This window comes from Akkermansia sp. UNK.MGS-1 (assembly GCF_000980515.1).
Classification (GTDB): Bacteria; Verrucomicrobiota; Verrucomicrobiia; order Verrucomicrobiales; family Akkermansiaceae; genus Akkermansia; species Akkermansia muciniphila.
On the sequence record NZ_LBCB01000003.1, the window covers coordinates 40,093 to 64,772 of the forward strand.

Below are 24,680 nucleotides of genomic sequence, written 5' to 3' on the forward strand. Positions count from 1 at the left end.
TCTAATTGGCCTTGCGGCATGTATAACCTTGATGCAAGCATGGACCACTTACCGTATGGTGCAATCAGAGGCTGTATTTCCAATGAAAGCAGTTCAATATCTAAAGAAGAAAGAGTTTGATAAACAGTTAAATACATTAAAAACAACTACTTATTACTGGAGAGCTATCCCAAAAGATCAATTGACGGAAGAATATGTACAAGAAGAAATAGACAATGATGACCTTGTAAAAAAGGGGAGTGTTGATCGAGATACTGTTGAAGATAATCTCCACAAATTACTAGATCCTATTTACGATGAAGAATATGTCGGTACTTTGTACGAAACTGATAAAGATGTAGTTATCGTTTACAAGAAAACAGAAACAAGCCACGCTACCACGGAAGACTTTTTCTATCATGATCCCAATAATCCAGAGGATTGTGATCCTTTCAAATAATCTTTCCTACATTCCTCTTACAAACCCCATGCAATATCATTGCATGGGGTTTTTACATGGCCTGAAATATTGGAACAAGGCTGTTGCCCGTGTGTTATATTATGCACATGGACGCAAATATCACTCGCTGGGTGAAGGGGGGAACTTGTGGAGTGACGGAGGCCGCCCGAATCCTTGGTTACAGCCAGGACACCGTGCGCCGGATGATAGAGGACGGCGAATTGATCGGTTGGCGTGCCAGGCGCGGAGGCCGTAAATTTTTGATGTACAGGGCGCAAGTAAAAGATGTCGCATCCAGGGCGCAGGCTCAGGCGGTGCAGTATGCGCGGGACATGCAGCAACTGACGCTGCCCCTTTAATTTTGCCGCAAATGCCGCAAATACAGCTTTTGCGGCAAACGCCGCTTTTGCCGCAAACGCCGCAGCACCATCCGGGAAATGGGCTAAACTGCCCACATGAACGACGCGCAAAAACAAGATTTTGGAGCTGCAACGGATAGTGGAACGCATGACGAACAAACCCTCACGTTGGGAAACGTCGGGGTGAGCGAGCCGAAGGCGAACGAATCAAACGCCGGGGCAGCTGCCACGCAGCAAACGGCAAAGAATAATACGCCCTGGTATTTGAGCCGGACATTTTGGATCAACGCTGCCGCCCTGGCCTCTTTATTGGTGCCGGCAGTGAGGGATTGGCTTGAATCCAACCCTGTGGAATTTACAGCCGCTCTTGGGGCGGTCAACGTATTGCTCCGGTTTGTGACCGTGGGCAAATATCAATTTGCGGAGCCGACCGGTGATCAGGATGGAGGCGTTGACGAGTCAGCGCCGAGAGCGTCCAACACGTCCTGCGCCGGCGGCTCCGCCCTCCTGCTGATGATCGGCATGTCCCTGGTTATGATGACCTGGGCTTGCAGCAGCGCGGATAAGCAGACCGCCGCCAGCGTGGCTCTTACGGATGGCCAGGTGGTGGTCATCCGTGGCGGCTCGTCCCTGGTGGTGGACCGTGACAATCACAGCGTTTCCTGGTCCCAGTCCACCCCGGACGTGGTTGTGGTGCCGCCCGTGGTGCAGGCTACTTCCAAATAATCGTTATTAACTTTGACTATTAACTAATTATGAAAGTAGCACTGGACATAGGGCATTGCTCCACGGGCGACCAGGGCGCAGTAAGCCGCGACGGCCTGGCAGAGCATCCTTTTTGGGCGCAGTACACGCCGGCAATCGTCAGAGAACTGGAAAAGCTGGGGCACCAGGTGCGCGTCTTCCGGCGCGAGGATTACAGCCGCAGCATCAAGAATGAATGCGTAGCCATCAACGCCTGGGGCGCCGATGTAGCCGTGAGCCTGCATCTCAACTCCGCCGATAGCCCAGCCTGTAAGGGGGGGCATGAAGTGGTGCACTACGACGGCAGCAAGAAAGGCATTGCCCTGGCCAAAGCGATAGACGCGCAGTTTGACCTGATTGCGGAGCTGGCCGACCGCAACATACGGACGCCTTATGCCAACCGTGGCGACGTGTTTTTACAGGGCACCGTGTGCCCGGCGGTGATTGTGGAAGGGGCGTTTTTGTCCGTGGATTCTGATGTGGAATTCTTGCATGAAAAGGGTGAGGTACTGGCTCAGGCCGTTGCTCACGGCATCCATGCTTACGCAGTACAATGTGGGGCCTGATTGCAGATGCCGCATCAGGTATTCCCCCTGAAGTGGTCGGAGGCATCATCGTGGCTGTCCTGAGTGCGTCCGGCGGATGGGTAGCCAGGGGGCGCAAATCCCCCCAGCAATCAGAGGATGCCCAACGCGTTTATCTGGAAGATAAATTCGCCACCCGTGAAGAAGTTGCCGAAATCAAGCAACAACACCGGGCGGAGGTGTCCGACCTCCACGCGCGCCTAACCGGAATCACGGTCAAGCTCAATGAGATGTACGGACAGCAAAACATGATGATTGAAATTCTTAAATCACGGAAATCACTATGAACCAACATGCCAAGGTTAAAATCGCCATCCTGCGCAGTCTCAAGCGGATGCCCAAGACCTACACGATGCGCGACGAAGCATTGCGCGCAGAGGTCTGTCTGGACGTGCAGCCGCGCCCCACGCTGCTGGAACTGGAAGACGCTCTTACGGACCTGGAACAATCTTCCTGCATTATCGGCACCCGCAACGAGCTGACCGGGGAACGCAAGTGGATGATCACGGATGCCGGAATACTACAACTTGGACAGATATGACCATCCCGGACGCTATTGTTACCATTGCTTCCATGGCCTTTAGCCTAACCGCTTTATATTTATTCATTAAATACCGATGAAGAAACTCCGTCAGGACAGCGTAGCTGCCAATCTGCCGCCCTACCTCCGGGATGCGGTGGACGAGATGTTTTTCTCCGGCACGACCTACAAGGCCGTGCAGGAACGGGTGGCGGAAGACGGCATCACCTGGAGCCTGACGAGCATCGCGCAGTATTACCACAACCACGTCCAGCCGCTGATGGCGACACGCCGCAAGGACATAGCCGCCAAGCTCAACAAGATGGACGCCTCCGACCTGGACGAGGCTACCTTGCAGGCTGTGCGCTCCACGGTGTTTGACCTGGCAACCTCACCAGGCAGCGACCCCAAAACCCTGAAAACTCTGTTCGGCATCGTGCAAAGTTACGCCAAGGGCAAGCTGGAATCCACTCGCCTGCAACTGGACATCGACAAATGGCAGACGATGGCCGCCCAGGCACTGCTGGACAAGGCGCTTTCGCCGGAGGTCCAGGCAATCGTCAATGGCGAGGGCAGTGACGCCCAGAAGGTGGCCATGCTGCGCCCGCTGCTGTTTGGCAAGGCACAAACAATTACACCGGAATTTATCAATGGATAAAGGCAACTCCCAGCCCCTGATCAATCTGCTTACCTTCCAGGAAGTGGCCTTTTGGCTGCGGCTGCGCACCATGTTTTTTTTGTGGGCTCGGCAGCGCGGCAAGTCCTACCTTATTGCCGCCAAGGCGATAGACCGCATGCTGGAACGTGCCGGACGGAGTTGTTATTTTGTCAGCGCATCCATTGCCACGGGCAAGGAAATCGTGGAAAAAGAGGCCCAAATCTGGCACGACGCGCTGGCCAAACTACGGGCAAAACAGGAAGCCCTGGGCAAGGAACTGGGCGGCAATGTGGTGGACAAGCGTTCTCACAAGCTGCTGGCCGTGGATGATCTGGCGGAACTGATGGACAAGCAGACGGCCCAGGTGCGCATCTACCATACGCGCACCTCTTACAGCCGCACCAAGATTCTGGCCCCCAACCCGGACACGGCGCGCGGCTGGACCGGAGATGTGTTTGGCGACGAGGTAGGGTTCTGGCCAGACTTCCGGGCGGTCCTGGACGCTGTGGAGCCGATCATCTCCCGCAATCCTGATTTTCTGATGTGGATGTTCACGACGCCGCCGGAGGACGACAAGCATTTCACCTATGATTTTCTCAACCCCGGCCCGCTGGAATTCACGCCCAACGCCCAGGGGAATTTTTACAAGACGGAGGCCGGCTATCCGGTCCACCGTGTGGACATTTTTGACAGCGAGCTGGCGGGACTGTCCCTGTTCGATCCGCTCTCCGGCAAGCCGGTGGCGTTTGAAGAATACCGCGCCCACGCCATGGATAAGGCATCTGCCGATCGCAACTATGCGCTCAAGTTTGTTCAGGGCGGGCAATCCGCCGTGCAGCTGGCGTGGCTCAACAACGCCATGTACAAGGGAGCGCAGTGCTGCACGGGCATTGATCTTAGCAAGGAGGTACTGGCAGCATGAGCAACTATGAGACATTGATACCGTCCACATGGGCGGAACACTTGAAAGGCGGCAAGGTATGCCTAGGCCTGGATGTGGCGTCCACCATTGAGGACAAGTCCAACCCGAGCTCGCTGACAGTGATGGAGCAATGGGAAGGCGTCTATTATGAACGGCTGGTTGTGCGATGGAAGACGGAAGACCTGGACGTGATGGAATCCATCATCCGGCACGTCCTCAAACCCATCGCCAAATCATATCGCAAGGCCTTGGTGGTCGATAAATCCAATGAAAAATTTGCGGCTAACAAACTGCGACAAAGACTGTCCGGCGAAATTCGCGTAATCGGATTTGCTGGGAACAACAATGTCATCTACGAGGGAGAAAAGACCGACGCCAAAACGGCCATGGGGTCCGCGTACTGTGGCGCGTTGGAAGATGGCCTGATCGCCATGCCCTCCGGCAAATGGCTGAGGGATGATCATCGGCTGGTCAAGCGCAACGGGGCCAAGTTTGAGTGCAAGCCGGACAAGAACGGCAACCATGCCGACACGTTTGACAGCGGCAAACTGGCCTACTGGGGATTTGTGGGCAAAAGCTTTGTCGTAGTTCCCCCCGAACCGGGCCGGCGCGACGTGAACAACTCCTGGGCACAAGCTGCTAATCAGGCGGGCCTGTGGAATAACCAAAACCTTGATGAAAGACCGTTTGCATGAGCCGGAACAATAAATTCAGAAAGGGAGGAACTCTGGGCAATCTCACGCTGACACCAGCACAGGCTGCCCGCCTGAAAAGCGACAGCAAGCCGGTGGTATTTACCGAGCAGGACTTGCGCGACATCCTGGGCGACCAATCCCGGCATCTGTCCTATACGCCTCCCCTAGACTTTTTGAACATTTCCACCGTGCGCTCCTGTATGAATGAAGCCCTGCGCGGAGCGTACGCACAGGTGCAGTGGATATGGGAACAGCTGGAACCGGCCGATGCCGTGCTGGCCAGCTGCGTGGAAAAGAGGGACACCGCCCTGAAAAAGCTACCCTGGCGCATCGTCAAAAAGAAAGGCCTGAGCGATTTGGAAGACGCTATTGCAGACGCCCAACTCAGAACGGCCAAGGACTTTTGCAATGCCATATCCAATATGGACGAAGCGATCGCCGCGTTCGGTCAGGCATCTTTCAGGCATTTCCGCCGGTTGCAAATGGTGGAGACTTCCCGTGAATTTATCCTGCAAGTTACCGATAACTGGAATTGGAGCCGAGACGGCTACAATGGGAAATGGCAGTGGAACCCACGCGCGACATTTGGAACGGCGCGGGCGGAAGAGGTACCCGTGCCAGAATGGTCCATCCTGACGCGGCTCTGCCCGCGTCCCATTGACCAGGTGGCCATGATGCTGTGCCTGGACCGCAAGAACGCCAAGGCACAGTGGATGACCTGCAACGGACGTTACGGCACGCCGCCGTTTTTTGTGATCATGCCGGAAGGAACGGATGAAGACACCAAGACGCTTTATCTGAAAATGGCCATGCAGTGCATCAGCAACAGCTGCGGCACACTACCTCCCGGTGCTGATGTCAAGGCCGTGAGCGTACCGGCCAGCACGCCGGACATGTTTCTCAAACTGATCGACCTGTCCACCCAGGAACTGGTGCTGCGCTCCACCAACGGCCAGATGACCATGCTGACCGCTCCTGGGGCAGGCACCAACACGGAAACCGGCTCAACGCACGAAGACGGCTTTGACGATTTGGCTGCGGCCGAAGGCAAGGACATTGCCGGCGTTCTCAACCGGGGTATGGTGCGGCCCATCATCGAACAATGGCACCCCGGCCAGGAAATTTACGTGGAACTGGAAATCAAGCACCCGGAAGCGGACGACACGGTGGCCAGCGTCACCAACATTTCCCAGCTGGCCGGAGTAGGCTACCGAACTCCCGACGACCAGGTGCAGGAATTGACCGGGTACAACGTCACCACCCAGGCCATGCCGGGAGCTGACGGGCTGGGCTTGCAATCTCCCCTGCTGCGGGAGATGCACACCCGTTATGCGCCAACCATGCTGTGGCCGGCAGCGCGTGAAGCGTTTGACCAGTCCTGCATGCGAAAAGACTGCAACAGCCGCACCCAGGAACCGGCATTGAGCAAGGATGAACTCGATACCCTGCGCCGTATGGCGGAGGTGCCGGGAATAGGAGAAGTGGCCAAATTGGCGGAAACGCTACAGGCCCCCTTAAAAGCCGCCATGGACACCGAGATGCAAAACGGCCCGCAAGAGCCGGGAACCCTCGTTGCAACCCCGTTGCAAATCGCAAATTTGGAGGATGACGACGAAAGGAAGGACACCAACGGGAAGATGAGCCGGTCGGAAGCGGCCAGACACGCCGCCAGAGTGCGCTGGGGGCAGGAAGGAAGAACCGGCCGGAACCGTGGCGTCGGGCGTGAAGGGGAAACCAGATCCGGCAGGAGCAACACGCCATTGAAAGCCGGCCAAAATGCCACAGTCACCGAAAAAGTGGATGCGGTGGAAAAGGCCATCACCAGGACGGCCATGAAAGGCGGCAGCGTGAAAACTGGCGTGAAGGTCGGCAAGAAAGATCTAACGGTGGATGGAGGGCATAAGGACTACTACGGAGCCAAACACGCGCAGAAGCATATAGACAAGGGAGAGACAACCGCCCGGAAAGCAGCCCAGGCCATTGTCACGGGCAAACGCTCCAAAGATGGCACCGGAGTAGTGGCACGGGGCAAGAAAGGCTCCAAAGCGGTTTTGTTCAACGACGGGAAAAAACAGATCAAACTGAACACGGCCTACAAAGACAAACGACCATAAAAGAGAAAGGCCCGGTCATGAACCAGGCCCTACGGGCGGATAACACGGGCTTTGGCCCCAGTTTACTTGCTCAAGCTCATGCGTCACCGCAAAAGCAAGTTGCCGACCGGATCTTTAAGCTAACACACAAGAACTAAAGAACAAGAGCGAATTTAAGACATGAAAGTGATACCGTTTAACGAAGCGCCCCATGCGCCCTATGAACTGGGGAAAGTGCCGGCTGCCGGATGGTTTGCGGTGGAGCCAACCTGCGAGTGGACGCCCAAAATGCAGGATGAACTGCGGCGAGCCTTGAACGATCCTTCCGACACGGTGTACCAGGCCCGGCTGGATGCCCAGGGATTGATGATCCTGGAAGACAGTTTTTCCCTGGAAGACACCGACGGGCGCGGTCTGCCCACCTCCGAGCAGCACAAATTTGAAAAGGCGTTCGGCTGGGTGAAGGCGCTGCACGCGGAAGGGGATATGCTCTGGGCCTGGATTGAATGGACCCCCAAGGGACACCAGGCCGTGAATGAAGGGGAATATGTGTTCTTTTCCACAGAATACGATTACCCGGATTTTGAAGTGATTGACAACCGCGTGGTGGCTCCGGTCCGGCTGGCCGGCCTGAGCGTAACCAACTACCCCAACCACAAGGGACAACTCCCGATGACCAATTCTCGCAAACAAGCAAACCGAGATAACCAACAAGACAAAGACATGAAACCGACCAACAAGACCCGCACGGCCATCACCAAGCCGAAGCGTGACAAGAACAGCGAGCTGGACCAGACGCCGGATGAACCGACCGAGGAAAAGACGCCTCCCACCCCTCCGGCCCAGGAGGATAACAAACCCGCCGACACGAATTCGGACACTGACCCAGATGACCCGGAAAAGGACACCAACGACGACGGCAGCGCTGCCGTAAACATCCTGATGCAACTCGCGGAAGAGATGGATCTGGACGAATCCGCCAACGCGGAAGACGTGCTGGCCGCCGTCCAAGGCCTCAAGTCCAAGGTGGAGGAACTGACCGCTGCTCTGGCTGCCGCCAACGCATCCGGAGGACCGGACACCAACAGCCGCAAACGGCGTTACCCGAACCTGGCTCCCCTGCGCGACGTCAACACGCGGATGCAGGGCCAGAAACCCAACCGGGATGTGAGCGTGCGCATCAACGGAATGAGGCGCGACGTGAACACCCAGGAGAAAGCCATGACGGACTACTGCCAGGGCCGCGTGGATAAGGAAGAACACAAGCTGGGGCGTCAACTCAACTCTGCCGAATACGCCCGCGTCTGGCGCGATGCCCGCCAGGACTACCAGGACGGCCTGCGCTAAGGCATCCGGCAACAACCAACACACCAACACACGAAAGGAAATCAACCATGATCGTCTATGACAAGCCGGTGCTGCGCCGGCAATACACGGAGGAAGCCAGCAAGCAGGGCCACCTCCATGAAGGCAAATTTGCCTCCATCAATGCTGCCGGGGAAATCGCCCTGGAAGACAACGACACAATGCCCCATGGCGTGATCAGCGAGCCGGACGGCCAGCTGCGCTCCATGCTGGGCAATCGGACCGGGGCATCCATCATCCTGTGGTCCAGCCAGTCCATCGTGCAGGCCCAGCTGGGCACAGACCCCGGCACCATCAAGATGAACACCCCGCTCAAGCGTAACGCTGACGGTACCGTTTCCGCATCCTCGGAAACCGCCGGCGACCTGATTGTGGGTTACGCTGTTCAGGACGTGGCCACCACCAAGGCCGGGCAGCTGATCAACGTGATCATGTGCAAGCCCTACAAAGTGGAGGCAGCCTCCGAATAACATCATTATTAACTTTTAACCATTAACTGATATGAGCACAAATTACACTTACTGTTACTCGTTGCACCAGATGGTGGTGGGCTGGTTCCGCCGTTCTCCGGTCAATCCATTGTCCTTTATCGCGCCGTCCGTGAAGGTGGACGGAGACAGCGGGACGTATGACTATTTTCCCCAGGGATATGCGTTCCGTCGCGTGGACACCTCGCGCGGACGCCATCAATCCGCCCGCAGCCTGGACCTGGTTTGCACACCACATCCATTTGCCCTGGAGGACCACAGTCTGCGCATCGGCATCGACGATCAGGATTTGCATTTGTCCAGGGAAGAACTGGACGCCCGCCGCTCCGAAGTGGCCGCCCTTAAAGCGGAGGCCAGGACGGGAACGCTTCTGGGCGTCTGGCAAAGGTCCATGATTGCCGACGGGTTTGACCATTTCCGCAGCCAGGTTCAGGCGCGTTCCGGCGTGGGCAACTGGTCGTCTTCCTCCGCCGATCCAATGAAGGAACTCAAGGACGAGATTGACCGCATGGAAACCCAGGCCGGCATCAAGCCCAACCGCATTCTGATTCCGAGCAAGAAGTGGGATGTGCTGGGGGCCTCCCCCGCCATCCTGGATGCCATCACCTACAACAGCGCCAGGGAACTGACCGTTGACTTGTTCAAGCAACTGCTGGGCGTCCATGCCGCCGACGATCTCCAGGTAATGGTGGCCAATGTCTCCGTTGGCAAGGATGAAGCAGGACCATCCGTGGAGTTTGAAGGAACCAACTTGCTGGGTGACGACGTATGGCTGACCTATGCCCAGGAGGGAATGACCGTCGGGGACTTCTCCGGCCTCAAGGTGCTGAGCGCCGGCGGCGACGCCTACGCGGAAAACGTAGAAAGCTACTACGAGCGCGGCATCCATACCACCTGGTACGAAATCAATATGAAGCATACGTACGCCGTAACGGCTCCGCCCTGCGTGAGCCGCCTGACGATCAGCTGATCATGGCCTCCCGCTTCCGTTGCGGAAGCGGGAGGCAAAGACTAACAACAACTAAAAGACCAAATCATGATGACAAAACCTAATACCAGCAAGACCAAAACATCCGCCCCCATGGCTGAACCCCAGGGCGACAATACCAAACCGGCAGACGGAGAACCCACCGCCCCCAACATGACCAAGCAAGAATATGACGCCTTGACCGGCACGGCATCCCAAGAAGAGGATCCTCCTAAAACGGAAAACAGAGAAATTAAAGGACAGGAACCTGTATCATCCGCCGCCACCTTGCGAACAGCTGAACCTTCCCGCGTGGAAATTGCCGCGACTATTGCCTCCGGCCTGGTGGCTCACGGACGCTATGCAGCACTGCTGCGCGACGAGCGCATGATCCGCGAGCTGGCGCTCAACTCCCTGCGGGTGGCCGATGCCCTGATCTCCGCCGCTAACCCCCAAGCCTGACCGCTTCATGAAAGCCTGGATCAAGCTGACGACGGATGACCTGGCCCTGGTATTCAACGCCAAGGAATTGGCCGTTGTGGCACCGTCCGGCCCGGACTCCGCCAATCCCTGGACGCTGGACACCCTGGACGACGTGACAGCCATGGTCAGGGAATCCATCGCCAGCAATCCGGCCAACGCGCTGGACGATGACCAGGCAACCATACCGCGCACGCTGCGCGCTGCCGCGATGGACATTGCGGCGGTGCGTCTGCTCAAGCGTTTCAGCATGGCCATCACCGACGAGCGGCGCAAGGCGGCGGATGATGCCGCCGCACTGCTGGCCTCCATTGCCAGGGCGGAACGCAAGGTAATGGGGCCGGACGGCAAGGTGCATGTGCCCGCATCGCACAAGCCGTCCATTATCGCCCCGTCTCCGGCCTACGGCAACGACGGCACAGGCTGGTACCCGGAGCCATGATCGAGGCATCATGGCAGTTAATAGTGAATAGTTATCAGGTAATAGCATGCCCGCTCCCGGTCAGTTTATCCTTAACAAGCAAGTCATCCCGTCCGAGCTACGCAGCCGGGAATGGGAAGCTGCGCGCGTGGATTACTGGCGTATGGAGCGGGCCTTTGTGATGGCGGGCAAGGTGCGATTTGAGGATGCCCAGGCTTGCCGGAATGCTGCGGCTGCTCTGGCCAACGGGAAAGTGTCTCTGATTGAAGCGCGCCGGGCGGTCCGGGAAGAACTGGAACGCGCCGGCTACCGTCCCACGCCGGGAACCGCCGGAACGATTAAAGACATCTACACCCCGCGCCGCCTGGATGTAACCTTGAAAACCAATGTCAACATGGCGCGCGGATATGCGGAAAAGAACCGGCTCACGGGCAATGCCATGTACCCGGCCAGCGAGCTGCACCGCAACCGTCAATCCCGCGAGCCCAGGGACTGGCAAACGCGCTGGAATGAGGCCGCCGCCTCCGTCAATTATGAGGGTGTGGCCAGGGACGGTTCTTTCATTGCTCTGAATGATTCCCCCATTTGGGCGGCGCTGTCCCGGTGGCGGACGCCTTACCCGCCTTTTGACTACGGCAGCGGCATGTGGTGGCGTCCGGTGAAATGGCGTGTTGCCGAGAAAAAAGGCCTGGTAACGGACGAAGATATGGCCCGCATCGAATCTCAGCGGCCGGAGTCGTTCAACCATGATGTTGCCTTGGACACCAATATCCGGGATGAAGACTTGGGCGCAGCCCTGGCCGAACAGATGAAGGGCATTGCAGAATGGGACGGTTCCTCCCTGCGCCTGGTGGACCGCAACGGCACACGTCCCTATGATGCCGGAGAGATTGGCCGGGTGATCGCCACCCAACCGCGCGAGGACGTGCCGGCATCTCTGCGCACCAACTACCAGGCCGACGCCCTGGCTGAATTTTTAAGCAATCCCGACGGCTTCCGGGCCGATGCGCCAGAGAACCGCGCGGGATTGGACATGATTGAAGACGTGGCGCGCCTGTTTGGCCGGATTCTGCCGGACGCAGCCCCGGAACTGGAAACGTCCCTCACCCTGACAGCGCAGGATCTGGCAGCCCTGCAATCCGGCGTCTATCGCGTGCCGCTCACGGTAGCCGCATTACCGGCTGTGCCCGTCGGGAGTGCGTCCCCTGCCTCCGGCAACGTGCGCCTGGTGGTGCAAGGCGGCAGCAGCGCCCGGCGCATTGACTTGGCGGCGGCTGCCATCGGCCGCCAGGTGGCGCCCGGCAGCCGGGTATTGTTGGGCGGTACGGCGTACCGCGTCATCGGCATCGACACGGCCACCAGGCCGGCAACCATCACTGTGCGCGAATTATGATCAGTCTGAATGTGACCATCATGGGCGGCATTGCTTTGAAACTTGGGCGCAAAGAACAGGCCCAGGTGAATGAAGCCATTGCCTTGGACCTTCAGGACAACCTGCGTACCCGCTTTGAGGATCGCGGCGGCCGGTCTTTTTGGGCGGACGCTGCCCGCGCCACCGTCGTGGAACCGGACGGCAATGACCGGTTGGCCGTGCGTGTGTACAAGCGCGGCGTCCGGCACCAGTGGCTTGGCTCCATTAAGGCCCTGGGAGGTCCGCTACGCGCCAGCGGCCGACCGTCCGAAGTGACGGGAGAACCGACCAAAAATCTGGCCATCCCGACGGAGTATGCCCCGTATGGGTTGAGCATCCAGCAGGCAGGGCTGGGGGGAAGCCTGGTGTTTGTGCCTTGCAAGGGGCCTGCAACGGGGGTGCTGGTTGGCGGCAAAGACGTTCCCATCACGAGGGGACCGCGCAAGGGGCAGACCCGGCGTGTGGCAGATCCGCAAAGCCCGATTTTCTACATCCTGATGCGGGAGGTCACCATACCGGAACACCCGGATGTGATGCCCGATGAAGACGAAGTGCGCAGCGTGGCCGAGGAAGCCGTACATGATGCCCTGGATTTTTTAAGCAGAAAGAAGAAATCATGAAGAAAGCGCCCAGTTACCTTTATGCCCGTAAACTGATGGGACATTTACAGGGGGACACAGATCTTGCCCCGCTGGTGATGCCGGGCCTGTTTGACCGCGTGAGCCAGTGTGACCTGCTCCTGATGACGGCCAATTCCCAGTATTGCTGCGTGGCCGTCACACCGGGCGATCCAACCAACACGGACCAGGCGCAGCGCACGCGCACCACACGGATGGATTGCCCGATGGTAGTCGGCATCTACATGCAGCAGGAATCCCTGTTGCCGCCAGGGTATGAATCCGTGGATGAATATCTGGCCGACGTCGCGGCTACCATTATTGCGCGTGTCCAGAACTGGATGCGTGATGAAGAGGACAACCAGGAAGAACCGGTCGTTATTGGCGTAACGCCGCTGGATTTGAGCAAGCTGGAAAAAATCAAGAACCTGGTAGGCAAGGCCGTCGTGCTGGCTCCGAGACTTTTTTATTAACCCTGAACCATAAATTAAACCATGGCAAAAGCAGAAACCAAACAGGAACAGGCCCCGGCAGCAGCCGTGGGGGAAGCAACGCAGGAAGCCGCCGTCAAGGTGCGCATCCTCAAAACGGGCACCGAGATTGACGGCTGGCGCTTTGCCGCCCGCGCCCTGGTGACGGTAACGGCCAAACAGGCCGCCGCACTGGAAGCCGACAAGGCCGCCAGGCGCGTGTATTAACATCAGGCTCAACTATTAAAGAAAAAAGACTAAACATCATGAGTGAAGCAACAAGACGAGTGAACTACCTGATTGGCGGCATGCCGGTCAGGATTGCCAAATTCGGAGTGACGGACGGCAGCAAGACGGTAGGAGTGGACGCATGTCCGGCAATCCCCACCTCCGAAGCTCCCGGCCCCTGGCTGTACCTGGGCAAAATCAAGAGCGGCCAGGTGGAGCAGGTCAAGAAGAACGTCCAGATTGAGGGCGTGAATGATGCCACCGGCATGTATGAAATGGAGGATGTAACCATGGTGCAGCAGTACAAGCTTAAATTCACCACGCAGTACATTGCGCCGGAAGTGATTCAGCTGGCTTTTGGCGTGGCCGGGGAATTGGAAGACAACCAGGAAGCCGTGCCGTTTGTGTCCAACGGAGAAATCAAGGTCTGGCTTTATGGACGCCTGACGGACCACGCGGAAAACGGCAAGGAACTGATGGAGTGGTGCGTCATGGGGAGATTGCGGCTGACTAATACTCCGAATTTCGCGTCCGACCCGGCAACCGCTGAATGGGAATTGAGCATTGAATACAGCCCTTTGCAAAAGCTGACGCCCAAGGCGTTGGCATCTCCGGCGACGGCCTGATGAAAACCCGGAGCGGCGGGGGCACGCAGCCTCCGCCCTCCGCAATCCTAATCACGAGACATGGAACTGGTAATTGATGGCAGAACAATGGCGCTCCGCTGGCCCTCCGGGGTGCCGGTGACGGATGTGTCCCTGGTGCTGGGCGATACGGTGCCGGTGCGCATCCGTGTGGAGCATGCCCTGGATAATTGCACACCGGCGCTGGCGGTCAAGCAGACGATAGGCAGTCCTGACCTGATCATGACCGTGACCGGGTTTGTTCGTAAGGATGACTGGCAAGAAGCGTCCTGGGTGGTCAATACGGCGCCGCTCCAGGAGGCGCTGGACAGTGCGGACAGCGTGGCCCTGGTGGCCGAGGTGGTGCTGGTGGCCCCTGATGGAGCGCAGCACACGTCCCGCCCGATCCGGGTGACGGTGCGCCGGGACATCCTGCCGGCGGATTATGCGCCGCCCGCAGAGGTGTTGGCCGACTGGTCCGAACTGGTAGCCGACGCCCTGGCCGCGCAGCTGCCGGACGCGCTCAAGGAGGCGGGCGTGGAATTGGAAGCCGCGACCGGGCAATCCACCTTGTCCAGCGGAGATGCCGCCGACACCTGGACCATCGTGGGTGGCTACGCGTTCACGTGGGGAGACGAGATACTGGCCGGGCATCTGCCCGACAGCTGCCGCCTGAAAAGCATTTCCACTGTTTATTTTTTTGACGATCCCGCCCTGAATCAGTATTGCCTGCGTGTCTGGCGGCTGACGGACGGCGCTTACAGCCTGATTGGCACCTCCGCCTATGTGTCCAACCTGTCCAGCGGCCAGACGGCCACGTGGGTATTTACGCCGGGCATTCCCCTGACGCGCGGGGATGTCATTATCATCCAGGTGTGTGAGGGGACCGAGATGACGCCCTACGCGCTGGGCATGCACGCCGTCCTGACCCCTTCCGTCCCCGGACGCGGTTTGATCACGGAGGTGTCCAACCCGCCCACCGTGAATGGTACGATGGCTCCCTTGATGACCGTGGTGGTGGACTATGACGACGGCATCACCCTGGGAGGGATGGAGCTGGCCACCGCGCGGCAACTGGATAGCCTGGGGCGGGATGTGCGCCAATCTTCCGCGACCGCCGAGGCTGCGGCGCGGACGGCTGGCCAGGCAGCCGCTACCGCGTCCACGGCTGCCGATAACGCCGCAACATCTGCCACTAGCGCGGCCAATTCCGCGACGGCGGCCCAGCAAGCTTTGGCAGCCATGCCGCAGGTGGACGCTTCCGGCAACATGACGCTTCCCGGCAATATCACCGCCGCGGGAGGCACGTTTGCCGGGGCCGTCAACGCCAACGGAGGCATCAATTCCCCGTCCCCTATAGCAACCATGCAGAGCATGACGACCCTGGGGGCGGGATATGCCGCCGAGGCTTTTGATTTATCGGGATATGTCGATTTGCGTAACATCGCATTCGCCAATGCTGTTAATGTCAGCAAAGTGACATATCCGTACTTGATGGACAAAGATCTGGTTATTTTCAGGGAGGTTTCCGCCGGGAATAACTTCATGTCTTATCCTCTTATTAAGTTCGATAGGTACAATTTTGCCTGGGGGACATTTCCCCCGTCATCTATGGTGTTGAGCATGGGGGGAACCTACATGAATTTCGAGGCGGGGGAACACAATGCTTTCATGGGATTTGCTCTTGGGCAGACTTCCATTGACGCGCAAAGCGTTTCGGAAGTGGCTCCCCCCTATATCTATCTCAAAATGTACAGCCGTGCGCGGGCGCAAACGACATTTTCCATTTATTACAATACTGGTGACGGGGAGCAAGTCATTGAAAAACCCGGACGAACTCAATCCATCAACAGATTGTATCTTATTTACGAGCAAGTGAATAATTTGTCCGCGCGCATTTCGGTAGGAGTGGTGTACAGCTCATCCAACCTTGGCGTGACATCCAGGGAGGTGACCATCTACAGCATGGGGGAAATTGCTGTTGATTATTATGCCTGCGCGGAAAAAGTGATCCCCTTTTTCGCCAACAACACCACGGCTCCGACAATCACCTCCATGAATAGAGCTTTGGGATTGGGCGTTTATCCTGGCATGTTGATAACTGATTATTTTTCAAAAGTAATATGAATGCAGAAATACAAATTCAGTTTCCTCAGCCCGGCAACTGGCAGGAATTCACCCTGACAGCCGTCTATGAGGACGCTGGAGGTTACACCCGGACAGTCCGCTACACTCCTGCCGATATACCCGCGGAGCAGGCCCCGGCCATGCAGGCCGTCGTTGCCGCGCTGGTAGGGCTGGCGGAACCGTGGCAGGCGGTGCAGGTGTGGGCACGGCTGAAAGAGTTTTACGCTCCGGAGGAAGCCGTGGAACTGACCGTTGAGGCCGTCAATCCGCAGGGCGGGCGGAGGGTGTTCACTTCCCGTGATTACCCGGAGTTCGTCATTACCGACCCCGCCGCCGTGGAGTTTTTCAAGTTTTTCACGACCAGCAATCTTTAACGATTATGGACGCTTACCGCTCGCAGGATACAGTCATCTACCGCCCAATCGGAGACGATGCCCCGGAGGCGGTGGCCTTGTGCAGTTACGGGGATGTGATGCCGTCCCTGGTAACTGTGGTTCCCTCCGTCCAGGTGCAGCGCGAGGCCGTTATCGGCAGCCGCTGGATGCACCAGGCGGCACGCGGCAATGCCGGGTTGCAGATGTCTTTTTCCCTGGCGCGGGCTTTCAGCACTTACGCCGCCGCCAGGGCATGGGGACTGGACATAGCGGAATTGCTGGCGCTGTACCCGGAGGGCATGATCACCTGGATGACCGCCTATCATGCCGGCATCCCGCAGCGCACGCGGGAATACCACGCCACCCTTGACCATGTGCAGCCTTTGCCGCCGACCAATGATCAACGATATGGGGCCGCAGCGTTTTGGGGTGTACTGGAAATTCAACTTTTTTTAACAGGAGACATTGATTGACCTATGGATTATGACGTAAGCATCAGCATCGGAACCACGGCCAACCTGGGAGACCTGACCAAAGCCAACAAGGCGGTGCAGGATTTGGCCAAGGCTGCCAAGCAGGTGCCGGATAGTTTACTTTCCGGAGGCGTGGGCGGTACTGCTGCCCCGGCTTATACCGCGGCAGCCACCGGAGGCGGTATGACCTGGCGGCTGGAGGGAGCGGCGGAACTGTCCAATGCCGTCAAGACGATGGACGGCGCCCTCAGGCAGGCGGGCAAGAATTTCACCGTGACCTCCCAGCGCCTAGACAGGAGTGCATCCTTGTTGTCCCGGAGCATCAGCACGCTTACTTCCCTGCCCGGCAAGCTGCAAGCCTGGGGCAGCAGTACAATGCAGTCCTGGAACCAATTCAACGGCGGCCTGCAAAACCTCAAAAATGTGATCGGATTGGGTAAGCAGGCATGGGACCTTGGCTGGTCCATAGGAGAGTCGCTCAATGAGGCATTTGGCGTCAAGGCCAAGCAGATTGACGCCAAGCTGGCCGGCATCATCCAGGCTGCCCAGGACAAGCTGGCCCGCTGGCAGGATAGTATCAATTCCGCCCGCGCCCAGCACCGCGAGGACGCCTTTCTTAAACAAGAAGCCGCAGGCGTCAAGCAGGTCAATAACGCCTACGCCGCCCGGCTGCGCACCATTGAGGCCATTGACCGCAAGGCCATGGCCGGGCTGGAAATGCAGAAGAAACTGCTCCAAATTGAAAACGAGAAGAACCGCAGCATTGTCAACCAGCGCCGCATCCGGGGTGAGATTACCGAATCCCAGACGCGGGATGAATTGGCCAGGATTGATGCCAAAGACGCCAACGAGCGCATGGATATTGAGCGCAAGCAGGCTGACCAGGCGGCACAGACGGCCCAGGCCAGGGCGGATGCCGCCGAGGAACGCTACCGTAAACTATTGGAGTTTTCCCGTTCTTCTCAATCCAAGCAACTGGTGGAAGGGTTGAAGCCGATCCAGGTCATGGAAGAGGCCGATGCCACCAAGAGAGCAGAAGAAGATCTTGCTCGCTGGAAGGCAATCCAGCAACGCCAGAAGGATGCTCAAAAGAAAATACAAGAGGCCATTAAAGACCAGGCACGCGCCGCTACCATGCTGCCCCTGGCAGGCGCTCCGATCGCGTTGGCACGCAAACAGGATGAAGACCAGGCACGGCAGGACTATGAGGCCGCTGTGGCTGCCCAGCATGAATTCATGCGATCCAAAGGGATGAGCTTTAACGAGACGGACAAGGGCAACGAGGAGCTTTTGAAAAAGAAGGTGGATCAGCACCGGCAAGCGCTGGGGAAATCATATGAGCACATCAGCAAAACGGGGCTGGTAGGAGATTTGAACGGGATGAATGACGATGAACGGCTGGCCGAGTATGTTCGGATTTTACAGCTGGCGCAATCAGTTATAAAGGATGACGCATCCCGCCTGGAAGAAGCCCTCCGGGAAATGCAGGACGCCAGGCAGCAGGCGGCGGAAGCCAGTTCCAGGCTGAGGGGGGTACTGACGGAGCACCAGGCCCAGACGGCGGCCAACGAGGCCGTAAACCAGGAGACGGCCAAGACCAACGCCCAGCAGGATGCCGTGAAACATACCGATGTGATGGCCTCAGCCTTGGAAGACCGGCTCCGCAAAGAGATTGAAACCAAGCAACGGAACCAGGAAAAACAGAAGGATGCCCTGTCCAAGACCAATGAACGGCTGGATGCCAGCATGGGACGCTTCCAGCAGTATGCGGAGAGATTTGAGGGCAATGACGCCTTGGCCGCCAAGCTCAAGCAGTTTTCCGATATTTTCGCGCGGTTGAAAGCACTGCCGCGCAGCGCCTGGAACAAGAAGGATTTGATGGATGCCAAGGCGGCCGAGAAATTCGCCAAAGAACTTTCTGAGGCTGCCAAGCATTCAACCAATCAGGATGAAAAGGGGATTGCCCAGGCGGCTATGCAGGCCATTAAGGCTTGGCAGGATGCCCTCAAGAAAGAACGGGCCATCAAGAAAAATGATAAGGAGTTGCGCGATCTGGAGCGCACTGCCCAGGATGTGGCCAATTTGTCCGGCAAGCTGCACGATGGCCAGGAGAAGGTGCTGGAGCTGGATGACTGGCTGGCCAGAATGCGTCGTAAGGTGCTGGGACGCTCCGGTGAGATCGCCAACAAGGAGCCGATAGGAGCGCTTCCGTACGCCGAAGAGATGTTGAAGAAGGTTCTTTCCGAACAGGGCGACGGGGGAACATCTGTAACTCAGGGCGAGCGCAAGCTGCTGGAGCATCTTAAAAGCAGGCTGGAAAATGATGACCGCCGCCTGGAAGCAGGGAATGAGTTTAATGAGATGATCGGACTGATTGACCAGATTTTAACCAGGTATTCCTCCGCGCAGTCCGCCCAGGGCAAACTGTCCGGAGAAGTGGCCCGCCTCAAGGCGCGGCTGGATAAGATTGATTCCCAGGGGAAATTCGGACCACGCAGATGAAGACTGTTGAACTTACGGACAAGGCCCTGGAAGACGCGTCTTACAGCTGGCAGAATTTTACGCCGATGTGCGTTTCCTGGCGGCAGATAATCCGCCGCAACGATGAGCCGCCTCCCTATCTATATAAAGAGCCGGCGCGCATTGTCTGGCACGGCTCCACCATCATGGAAGGAACAGTCCGGCGTTGCCGTCCCTCCTTTTCCGGCAACAGCTGGGCGTGGCAAATAGATGTGCATGACATCCTCAAACCTCTGGAAGGGACGCTTTGCTTTAACGCCTCCGGCAGCCTGAAAGGCGCTCTGTATGCCGCTGTGGAGGGCGGCAGCGGTGCGGATGCTCCGCGCAAAGTGTCTATTGCCGGGACGCTGAACCGCATCCTGAAAGATGCCCGCAAGCATGGATTGCTGGGGGCGGATGTAGGAATTCAGGTGGACGTTTCCCCCGCGGCCTGGGTGTGGAACACGGCCCTGGCATGCGATACTTACGCGGGCGTGTTGCGCAAGCTGTTGGGGGCACGCCCCGGCATGGTGTGCTGGGTTGATTATTCCGGTTCTTCTCCCGTGATCAGGGTTGCGGATGGTGCCGTCCTTCCTGCGGTCACGCTGGATCGCGCCGGGAATTTGCTGACGGCCATCGATTTGGACCCGCGCCATGACCTGGTTCCCCCTGCGGTGGGCGTGGTACTGACGGCCGGGAACATGGCCCGTCAATCCCAGGTTTGGCCGCGCGGGGCTTCCCTGCGCCAGGAGGGATGCGTAACCGTGCAGCTGGCCATGCCCGGAACCACACCGGAAACGGAAGACGAACCGCCCAGCTCCGAATCTCCCATCTGGTCTTTCTTAAAGCCCGAGATACTGGTGCTTGGAGACAAGCTGCCCACCGGACCTGATGACGCGGCCGAGTGGTGGCAGGGGAAAGTTCCCAAGCTGGCGGAAGTTCCGGGGGCGCGTTTCGGGGCTGTGAAGAAAACCGTTCTGAAAAACAAGGCCAGCGACGCCAGCAATTACAGCACGGCGGAAAGCGCCCAGGTTTATGAGTTGATCAAAGGGGATTTGTCGCCGGCATGCAAACTGATCAAGTGGTGTTATGTATCACTGACGCAGGAAGTTTATATCACGGTGCCGCCCCGTCCGGGGTTTGAATTGCTTTTTGGCAAGCAGAAGATCGTGAACGGCCAGAAACGCTGGTACAGCAAACTGACATGGAGGGGGCGCACGGTCAACACTCCCAGGCGTTGGTACAGGGCCGACAAGTCCGGGACAACGGGGCCGGAAGATGGTTCCTCAATACCGGACAAGCCGGACACAGGAGGGACAGAGCAAGAATGGCCGGATTATACCGGCGTCCTGCGGGATTATTATGAGATTACCCGGCAGCTTCCCTGGGAGGGGACGTTGCAGTCCTTGCGGGCCTTGTCTCCTGCCGGGCTGGTAGGCCGTCAATTATCCATTACAGGCGGCCGCGCGGAATGGGTGGATATGTCCACTGTGGTGCAAGGGGTAAACGTAGATTTAGCCGGTAACAGAACGTCTATTAACACAGGGGTGCCGGCGCATTTATCGTTGCAGGATATGATGGACCGCGCCAAGTCCCTGCAATCCGGCCAAGATGATCTGGACCAGGATGACCAGCAGGACAACCCGGTCCAGACTCTCCAATATGACGATGATGCCCGTAAATCTCCGGAGGCTCCCACTTTCGGGCCGGAAGGGGAAGTCGTCTGGACCGAGGCGCCCGACCGTCCAGCGGGTTTTGGGTTCCAGGTTGTCCTGGATTGGGATGACGATAATACTACCGTGACCGGCTATCGGTTGCGGCCGGGGCTGCTGCTGCTCAACGGGACGACGTTCTGCAACGCCGCCCCGGAACCTACCGAAGGAGACTGGTACAAGGGGGCCGTTACCAGTGGGGAAATTTGGCTCAATGTTAGGTTCAGCGGCAAAGGGAAGTACCAGGGCAGCACGGTAGCGTATTCACAAGGGCCTGTCAGTCCTCTTCGTCTCCAACCGGAGGAACCGGACGGGGAAGAGTTTTATTACTCCTTCCATCTGGCCACCATTACAGCCGATCATGAAGTCATCCAGTATGAACTGGGTTCCATCCAGATTCCCGTTCATGGCGGTTCCAATTATCCCTACGGCCCCGCCTAAACAAGAGAGAAATAACGATGATCAGAATTACCATTTTAACCTTCAATCGTGATGCGGCGCTATCCCTGGCGGCATTGCGTTGCGTGCGCCGGCGTTTGCCGGATGCCGCTGTAACGGTAGCCGATGATGGACACGATCCGGTCACGGCAGATGTGGCCGCCCAAATGCAAGCCCTGGGCGCCATGTATGTGCAGACGGATTTTCCACGGCGCGGCAACCTCAACGGCAGTTCCTGCGTGCGTGGCATCCTGGAAACGTTGCTGGACGGCACAGCCGATGACGATGTAGCCATCAAGCTGGATGCCGACACGGCATTGCGTTCTGACGGACCTGTGCGCCGGATGCTGGCGGCGGGTACGGAAGGCTTCGGCAGCTGCTGCGACGGCCGGATCATGTGCGGCCTGTGCTACGGGTTCACGGGTTCCGCGTTGCGCCGCATGCTGGCAGTTCTGGACCGTCTGCCCATTGGGGGTGACGATCCGGAGGATATAGCAACGGGACGCTTGGCCATGGCCGCAGGGGTTCCGCTTCACATAGAGCGGCCCTGGGCGGCATCACGGCCGGAGGGGCGCTGGGCGGCCTACCGCTGGCCAACGATGCCGGCAGTAGCCAAATATGATCGGCTGGACGTGGTGACGCTGGGCACTCTTCACATGCCCCGGCAGCAGATGGACGCAGCAGAGTTCATCCGCGTATTTGACGAGTTGGCCGCCAGGGACGTGATCGGGGAGTAGAGGGCAGTTCAAGCCGTTTTCAAGGGAGGTGCAACCAGGTTGCAATGGGGATGCAGCGGACAGACGTTCAAGGGCGTTTTTCCACAATGCTTGATAATTTTTCTACAAAGCATTGCGACGTTACACAAGGAGTGCGTGGATTGAAACTTCTTCTTCTTCTTCTTCACTGGAAGATTCAATATTCAGTCGCACTCCGCAAGGAGTGCGTGGATTGAAACAGCGCGGTTGACAGCGTGAAAGCGTGCACTGGGGTCGCACTCCGCAAGGAGTGCGTGGATTGAAACGAATTCAAGAGTGCAATTAGTCATCCGGCAACCCGGTCGTACTCCGCAAGGAGTGCGTGGATTGAAACCAGCAACGCGTCCATGTTATTTCCCCTCCCGTTTGTCGCACTCCGCAAGGAGTGCGTGGATTGAAAAAGAAAAAGCTCTCCGAGCTTGTTTGGTCTAGAGAGCTTTTTTGTTCCATCATCTTGTTAAGTTGTCAGGAAGAGGGGTGATTATTGAGATTGAGTTCTGCCGGGGGGAGGGACTGGAGCAGAGCCAGGATGGGGTCCTGTGGTGCAGCGCCCATTTCCCGCTGGCGTTTGAATTCCTCCTCTTCCTGCTGCAGGGCTGCCAGTTTGGTGTCTTCCACCAGCGCCTTGAATTTGTCCGCCTGAGAGTATTCCCCGTCCTCGTCCCGGAAAACGCGGGCCAACCAGCGGCGTTTTTCTTCCGTACTGAGCAGGGGATTTTTCATGTGCCGGGGAATGTATTTTTGTCCAGCAGGTTTCCGGCAAGCTGTTCTCCATCCGCAGTGGGCCGGTAAACATAAGGGCGACCGTCTCCAATACGGTTGACATATCCCTGCGCAATGAGATCCTGCAGGATATTGGTGACGGTATTAGGGTGCAGGCGTGTGGCTTCCGTAATGGTGCTGTGGCGCCTGTACCCGGCAATGACGGCCAGGATGACCTGGGCACTGCTGAGGCGAAAGTCCAGCCTGCGGACGTTGGAGGCAAATATCTGTATGAAATCCAGTGCTTTCATGAGTATGTATTCACAATTTATTATTATGTTATTTGCTTATTATTCTCATGTTATTCACATTCTTCCGGGCAAGAGGGCGATTTGATTTTTCTCAGCAAATCCAGCAGCGGGTGGGAATCATTGGAAAAGCACTGCACCGCATTGACGGTAGCCGCCTGCGGAAGAATGATTTTATGGAATTCCTGGTTAAGATTCTGGCGCAGGCTTTGGTTGCCCGTCAGGGGCATGGCCAGTTTTTCTGCCAGCCGGGTGGCCAGTGCGTCCATGAAGAGGGGATCGAATTGGTCGGCGTTTTCAATATCGGCAATGTAGCTTAGGGGAAGCGGGGCGCAGGAAGCATGAATGCGGCGTCCCTGCATTTTCCATTCCGAGCATTCCACATCCAGCACGCGCAGGCAGTCTGCGGGCAGCGTGAATTGATAGGGGGTCAGGGAATTGGGCGCCTGTGCGGAAACGGAGTCCAGAGTGGTTTGCGTGGCGGCGAAGGTCCAGCGCGCCATGCAAAGGGTTTCCCTGCGGGCCGGATGGTAATGAAGAACGCAAAGGCGGGATGCCGTGGATTCATTGGCAATCAGCGCGTCCAGAGGTGCCTCCCCTATTTTGGAGAGGGCCGCGTTGCATATGTCCAGCGCGGATGGCGTATCCGGCTGAAGTAAGGATTCATTGATCATAGCGCCCTATGTTTTGGAGGAAACGGATGCGGAATGCATCACGTTTGGAGGCGACCTCTTTGATGCCACCAATGGCATGTATGCGTCCGGTTTTTCCTCAGGTGCATTTTTTGCCGATTTGTTTATTTGATAAATGCAAGCACTTGCCCGGATTGTCCGGGCAGGTGGAGAGAGCTCCCTTTCCTTCCATGGGAAAAGAACGCTCCCGCCGCATGGATTGTCTGTGAGGCGGGCGTCCGGCATCCTCTGGAGCCTTATATCCGGCAGAAGGGAAGGGGAATCAGTATCAACCATGAATAGAAAGCAAAAGAAATTATGGGATTTATGAAACCGTCCACACCTTCCGCTTCTGCTCCGGAGCAGACCATCCCGGTCAAGGCGGAGAGCGTGGAACAAGAAGTAGGGGAAGATTATCAGGCCCGGGAACGGCAGAGGCAGGGAATGATTTCCACCATTCTGGCGCGCCGTCATTCTTCCGCCGGGCAGGGGGAGGTCAATCCGCGGACTCTGCTTAGGAAAACTCTGGGATAGGCG

The 24,680-nt window shown here is 57.7% G+C and carries 30 protein-coding genes; 27 read left to right on the forward strand and 3 right to left on the reverse strand.

Going from position 1 to position 24,680, the window contains the following annotated elements; genetic code table 11:
* Positions 1 to 31 precede the first annotated feature (31 nt).
* The 26 genes from WW58_RS01985 (at position 32) to WW58_RS02110 (ending at position 22,444) form a co-directional block, all read left to right on the forward strand.
* On the forward strand, positions 32 to 439 hold the full coding sequence (locus WW58_RS01985) for a hypothetical protein (RefSeq protein WP_288143393.1): 408 nt from the start codon (positions 32 to 34) through the stop codon (positions 437 to 439).
* 107 nt (positions 440 to 546) lie between these two features.
* Positions 547 to 798 (forward strand): excisionase family DNA-binding protein, encoded by a 252-nt coding sequence (locus WW58_RS01990; RefSeq protein ID WP_102734099.1) that lies wholly within the window; start codon positions 547 to 549, stop codon positions 796 to 798.
* 96 nt (positions 799 to 894) lie between these two features.
* Positions 895 to 1,524: a hypothetical protein gene (locus tag WW58_RS01995; RefSeq protein WP_046434965.1), complete on the forward strand. Its 630-nt coding sequence runs from the start codon at positions 895 to 897 to the stop codon at positions 1,522 to 1,524.
* Positions 1,525 to 1,553: 29 nt separating this feature from the next.
* On the forward strand, positions 1,554 to 2,108 hold the full coding sequence (locus WW58_RS02000) for an N-acetylmuramoyl-L-alanine amidase (RefSeq protein ID WP_046434967.1): 555 nt from the start codon (positions 1,554 to 1,556) through the stop codon (positions 2,106 to 2,108).
* Entirely contained in the window at positions 2,096 to 2,413 is a 318-nt protein-coding gene (locus WW58_RS02005) for a hypothetical protein (protein ID WP_046434968.1), read from the forward strand. The genes WW58_RS02000 and WW58_RS02005 overlap by 13 nt, the downstream gene beginning before the upstream one ends.
* The gene (locus WW58_RS02010) at positions 2,410 to 2,667 is read left to right on the forward strand and encodes a hypothetical protein (RefSeq protein WP_046434970.1); all 258 of its coding nucleotides are present in this window, start codon (positions 2,410 to 2,412) and stop codon (positions 2,665 to 2,667) included. Before WW58_RS02005 ends, WW58_RS02010 begins: the two co-directional genes overlap by 4 nt.
* 76 nt (positions 2,668 to 2,743) lie before the next feature.
* Positions 2,744 to 3,304 (forward strand): phage protein Gp27 family protein, encoded by a 561-nt coding sequence (locus WW58_RS02015; protein ID WP_046434973.1) that lies wholly within the window; start codon positions 2,744 to 2,746, stop codon positions 3,302 to 3,304.
* Positions 3,297 to 4,226 carry a terminase large subunit domain-containing protein gene (locus WW58_RS02020; protein WP_046434975.1) on the forward strand — a complete coding sequence of 310 codons (930 nt, stop codon included), beginning with the start codon at positions 3,297 to 3,299 and terminating at the stop codon, positions 4,224 to 4,226. The genes WW58_RS02015 and WW58_RS02020 overlap by 8 nt, the downstream gene beginning before the upstream one ends.
* On the forward strand, positions 4,223 to 4,921 hold the full coding sequence (locus WW58_RS02025) for a hypothetical protein (protein WP_046434977.1): 699 nt from the start codon (positions 4,223 to 4,225) through the stop codon (positions 4,919 to 4,921). Before WW58_RS02020 ends, WW58_RS02025 begins: the two co-directional genes overlap by 4 nt.
* Positions 4,918 to 7,035 carry a phage portal protein family protein gene (locus WW58_RS02030; RefSeq protein WP_046434979.1) on the forward strand — a complete coding sequence of 706 codons (2,118 nt, stop codon included), beginning with the start codon at positions 4,918 to 4,920 and terminating at the stop codon, positions 7,033 to 7,035. The genes WW58_RS02025 and WW58_RS02030 overlap by 4 nt, the downstream gene beginning before the upstream one ends.
* A 159-nt stretch (positions 7,036 to 7,194) precedes the next feature.
* Positions 7,195 to 8,361 carry a phage protease gene (locus WW58_RS02035; RefSeq protein ID WP_046434982.1) on the forward strand — a complete coding sequence of 389 codons (1,167 nt, stop codon included), beginning with the start codon at positions 7,195 to 7,197 and terminating at the stop codon, positions 8,359 to 8,361.
* Between the two features lie 47 nt (positions 8,362 to 8,408).
* Positions 8,409 to 8,849, forward strand: coding sequence for a hypothetical protein (locus tag WW58_RS02040; RefSeq protein ID WP_046434984.1), 441 nt, complete (start codon positions 8,409 to 8,411; stop codon positions 8,847 to 8,849).
* 31 nt (positions 8,850 to 8,880) lie between these two features.
* The gene (locus WW58_RS02045; protein ID WP_143296648.1) at positions 8,881 to 9,837 is read left to right on the forward strand and encodes a hypothetical protein; all 957 of its coding nucleotides are present in this window, start codon (positions 8,881 to 8,883) and stop codon (positions 9,835 to 9,837) included.
* Between the two features lie 66 nt (positions 9,838 to 9,903).
* On the forward strand, positions 9,904 to 10,296 hold the full coding sequence (locus tag WW58_RS02050) for a hypothetical protein (RefSeq protein ID WP_046434989.1): 393 nt from the start codon (positions 9,904 to 9,906) through the stop codon (positions 10,294 to 10,296).
* 7 nt (positions 10,297 to 10,303) lie between these two features.
* Positions 10,304 to 10,756 carry a phage protein Gp36 family protein gene (locus WW58_RS02055; RefSeq protein ID WP_046434991.1) on the forward strand — a complete coding sequence of 151 codons (453 nt, stop codon included), beginning with the start codon at positions 10,304 to 10,306 and terminating at the stop codon, positions 10,754 to 10,756.
* A 46-nt stretch (positions 10,757 to 10,802) separates the two neighbouring features.
* Positions 10,803 to 12,128 carry a hypothetical protein gene (locus WW58_RS02060; RefSeq protein WP_046434993.1) on the forward strand — a complete coding sequence of 442 codons (1,326 nt, stop codon included), beginning with the start codon at positions 10,803 to 10,805 and terminating at the stop codon, positions 12,126 to 12,128.
* A complete protein-coding gene (locus WW58_RS02065; RefSeq protein ID WP_046434995.1) occupies positions 12,125 to 12,766 on the forward strand; it encodes a hypothetical protein in 642 nt (213 codons plus the stop codon). The genes WW58_RS02060 and WW58_RS02065 overlap by 4 nt, the downstream gene beginning before the upstream one ends.
* Complete coding sequence (locus tag WW58_RS02070; RefSeq protein WP_046434997.1) at positions 12,763 to 13,236, forward strand: hypothetical protein; 474 nt, start codon at positions 12,763 to 12,765, stop codon at positions 13,234 to 13,236. Before WW58_RS02065 ends, WW58_RS02070 begins: the two co-directional genes overlap by 4 nt.
* Before the next feature lie 21 nt (positions 13,237 to 13,257).
* Positions 13,258 to 13,461, forward strand: a complete 204-nt coding sequence (locus WW58_RS02075) for a hypothetical protein (RefSeq protein WP_046434998.1) — start codon at positions 13,258 to 13,260, stop codon at positions 13,459 to 13,461.
* A 38-nt stretch (positions 13,462 to 13,499) separates the two neighbouring features.
* The gene (locus tag WW58_RS02080; protein ID WP_143296647.1) at positions 13,500 to 14,087 is read left to right on the forward strand and encodes a hypothetical protein; all 588 of its coding nucleotides are present in this window, start codon (positions 13,500 to 13,502) and stop codon (positions 14,085 to 14,087) included.
* A 60-nt stretch (positions 14,088 to 14,147) separates the two neighbouring features.
* Entirely contained in the window at positions 14,148 to 16,211 is a 2,064-nt protein-coding gene (locus WW58_RS02085) for a hypothetical protein (protein WP_046435002.1), read from the forward strand.
* Positions 16,208 to 16,585: a hypothetical protein gene (locus WW58_RS02090; protein WP_046435004.1), complete on the forward strand. Its 378-nt coding sequence runs from the start codon at positions 16,208 to 16,210 to the stop codon at positions 16,583 to 16,585. Before WW58_RS02085 ends, WW58_RS02090 begins: the two co-directional genes overlap by 4 nt.
* A gap of 5 nt (positions 16,586 to 16,590) precedes the next feature.
* On the forward strand, positions 16,591 to 17,058 hold the full coding sequence (locus WW58_RS02095) for a hypothetical protein (RefSeq protein WP_046435006.1): 468 nt from the start codon (positions 16,591 to 16,593) through the stop codon (positions 17,056 to 17,058).
* Between the two features lie 3 nt (positions 17,059 to 17,061).
* Positions 17,062 to 19,560: a hypothetical protein gene (locus WW58_RS02100; RefSeq protein ID WP_046435008.1), complete on the forward strand. Its 2,499-nt coding sequence runs from the start codon at positions 17,062 to 17,064 to the stop codon at positions 19,558 to 19,560.
* The gene (locus WW58_RS02105) at positions 19,557 to 21,710 is read left to right on the forward strand and encodes a hypothetical protein (RefSeq protein ID WP_046435010.1); all 2,154 of its coding nucleotides are present in this window, start codon (positions 19,557 to 19,559) and stop codon (positions 21,708 to 21,710) included. Before WW58_RS02100 ends, WW58_RS02105 begins: the two co-directional genes overlap by 4 nt.
* A gap of 17 nt (positions 21,711 to 21,727) precedes the next feature.
* Positions 21,728 to 22,444, forward strand: a complete 717-nt coding sequence (locus WW58_RS02110; protein WP_046435012.1) for a hypothetical protein — start codon at positions 21,728 to 21,730, stop codon at positions 22,442 to 22,444.
* 483 nt (positions 22,445 to 22,927) lie between these two features.
* On the opposite strand, the gene WW58_RS02115 is transcribed toward WW58_RS02110, so the two are convergent.
* From WW58_RS02115 to WW58_RS02125, 3 genes are read right to left on the reverse strand one after another with little or no spacing between them, the layout of a single operon-like run.
* Positions 22,928 to 23,185, reverse strand: coding sequence for a hypothetical protein (locus WW58_RS02115; RefSeq protein ID WP_046435014.1), 258 nt, complete (start codon positions 23,183 to 23,185; stop codon positions 22,928 to 22,930).
* A complete protein-coding gene (locus WW58_RS02120) occupies positions 23,182 to 23,475 on the reverse strand; it encodes a BlaI/MecI/CopY family transcriptional regulator (protein WP_031931492.1) in 294 nt (97 codons plus the stop codon). Before WW58_RS02120 ends, WW58_RS02115 begins: the two co-directional genes overlap by 4 nt.
* Before the next feature lie 50 nt (positions 23,476 to 23,525).
* On the reverse strand, positions 23,526 to 24,146 hold the full coding sequence (locus WW58_RS02125; RefSeq protein WP_031931491.1) for a hypothetical protein: 621 nt from the start codon (positions 24,144 to 24,146) through the stop codon (positions 23,526 to 23,528).
* Positions 24,147 to 24,470: 324 nt separating this feature from the next.
* Between WW58_RS02125 and WW58_RS02130 the strand changes: the two genes are divergently transcribed.
* The gene (locus WW58_RS02130; RefSeq protein ID WP_128153555.1) at positions 24,471 to 24,677 is read left to right on the forward strand and encodes a hypothetical protein; all 207 of its coding nucleotides are present in this window, start codon (positions 24,471 to 24,473) and stop codon (positions 24,675 to 24,677) included.
* Positions 24,678 to 24,680 lie beyond the last annotated feature (3 nt).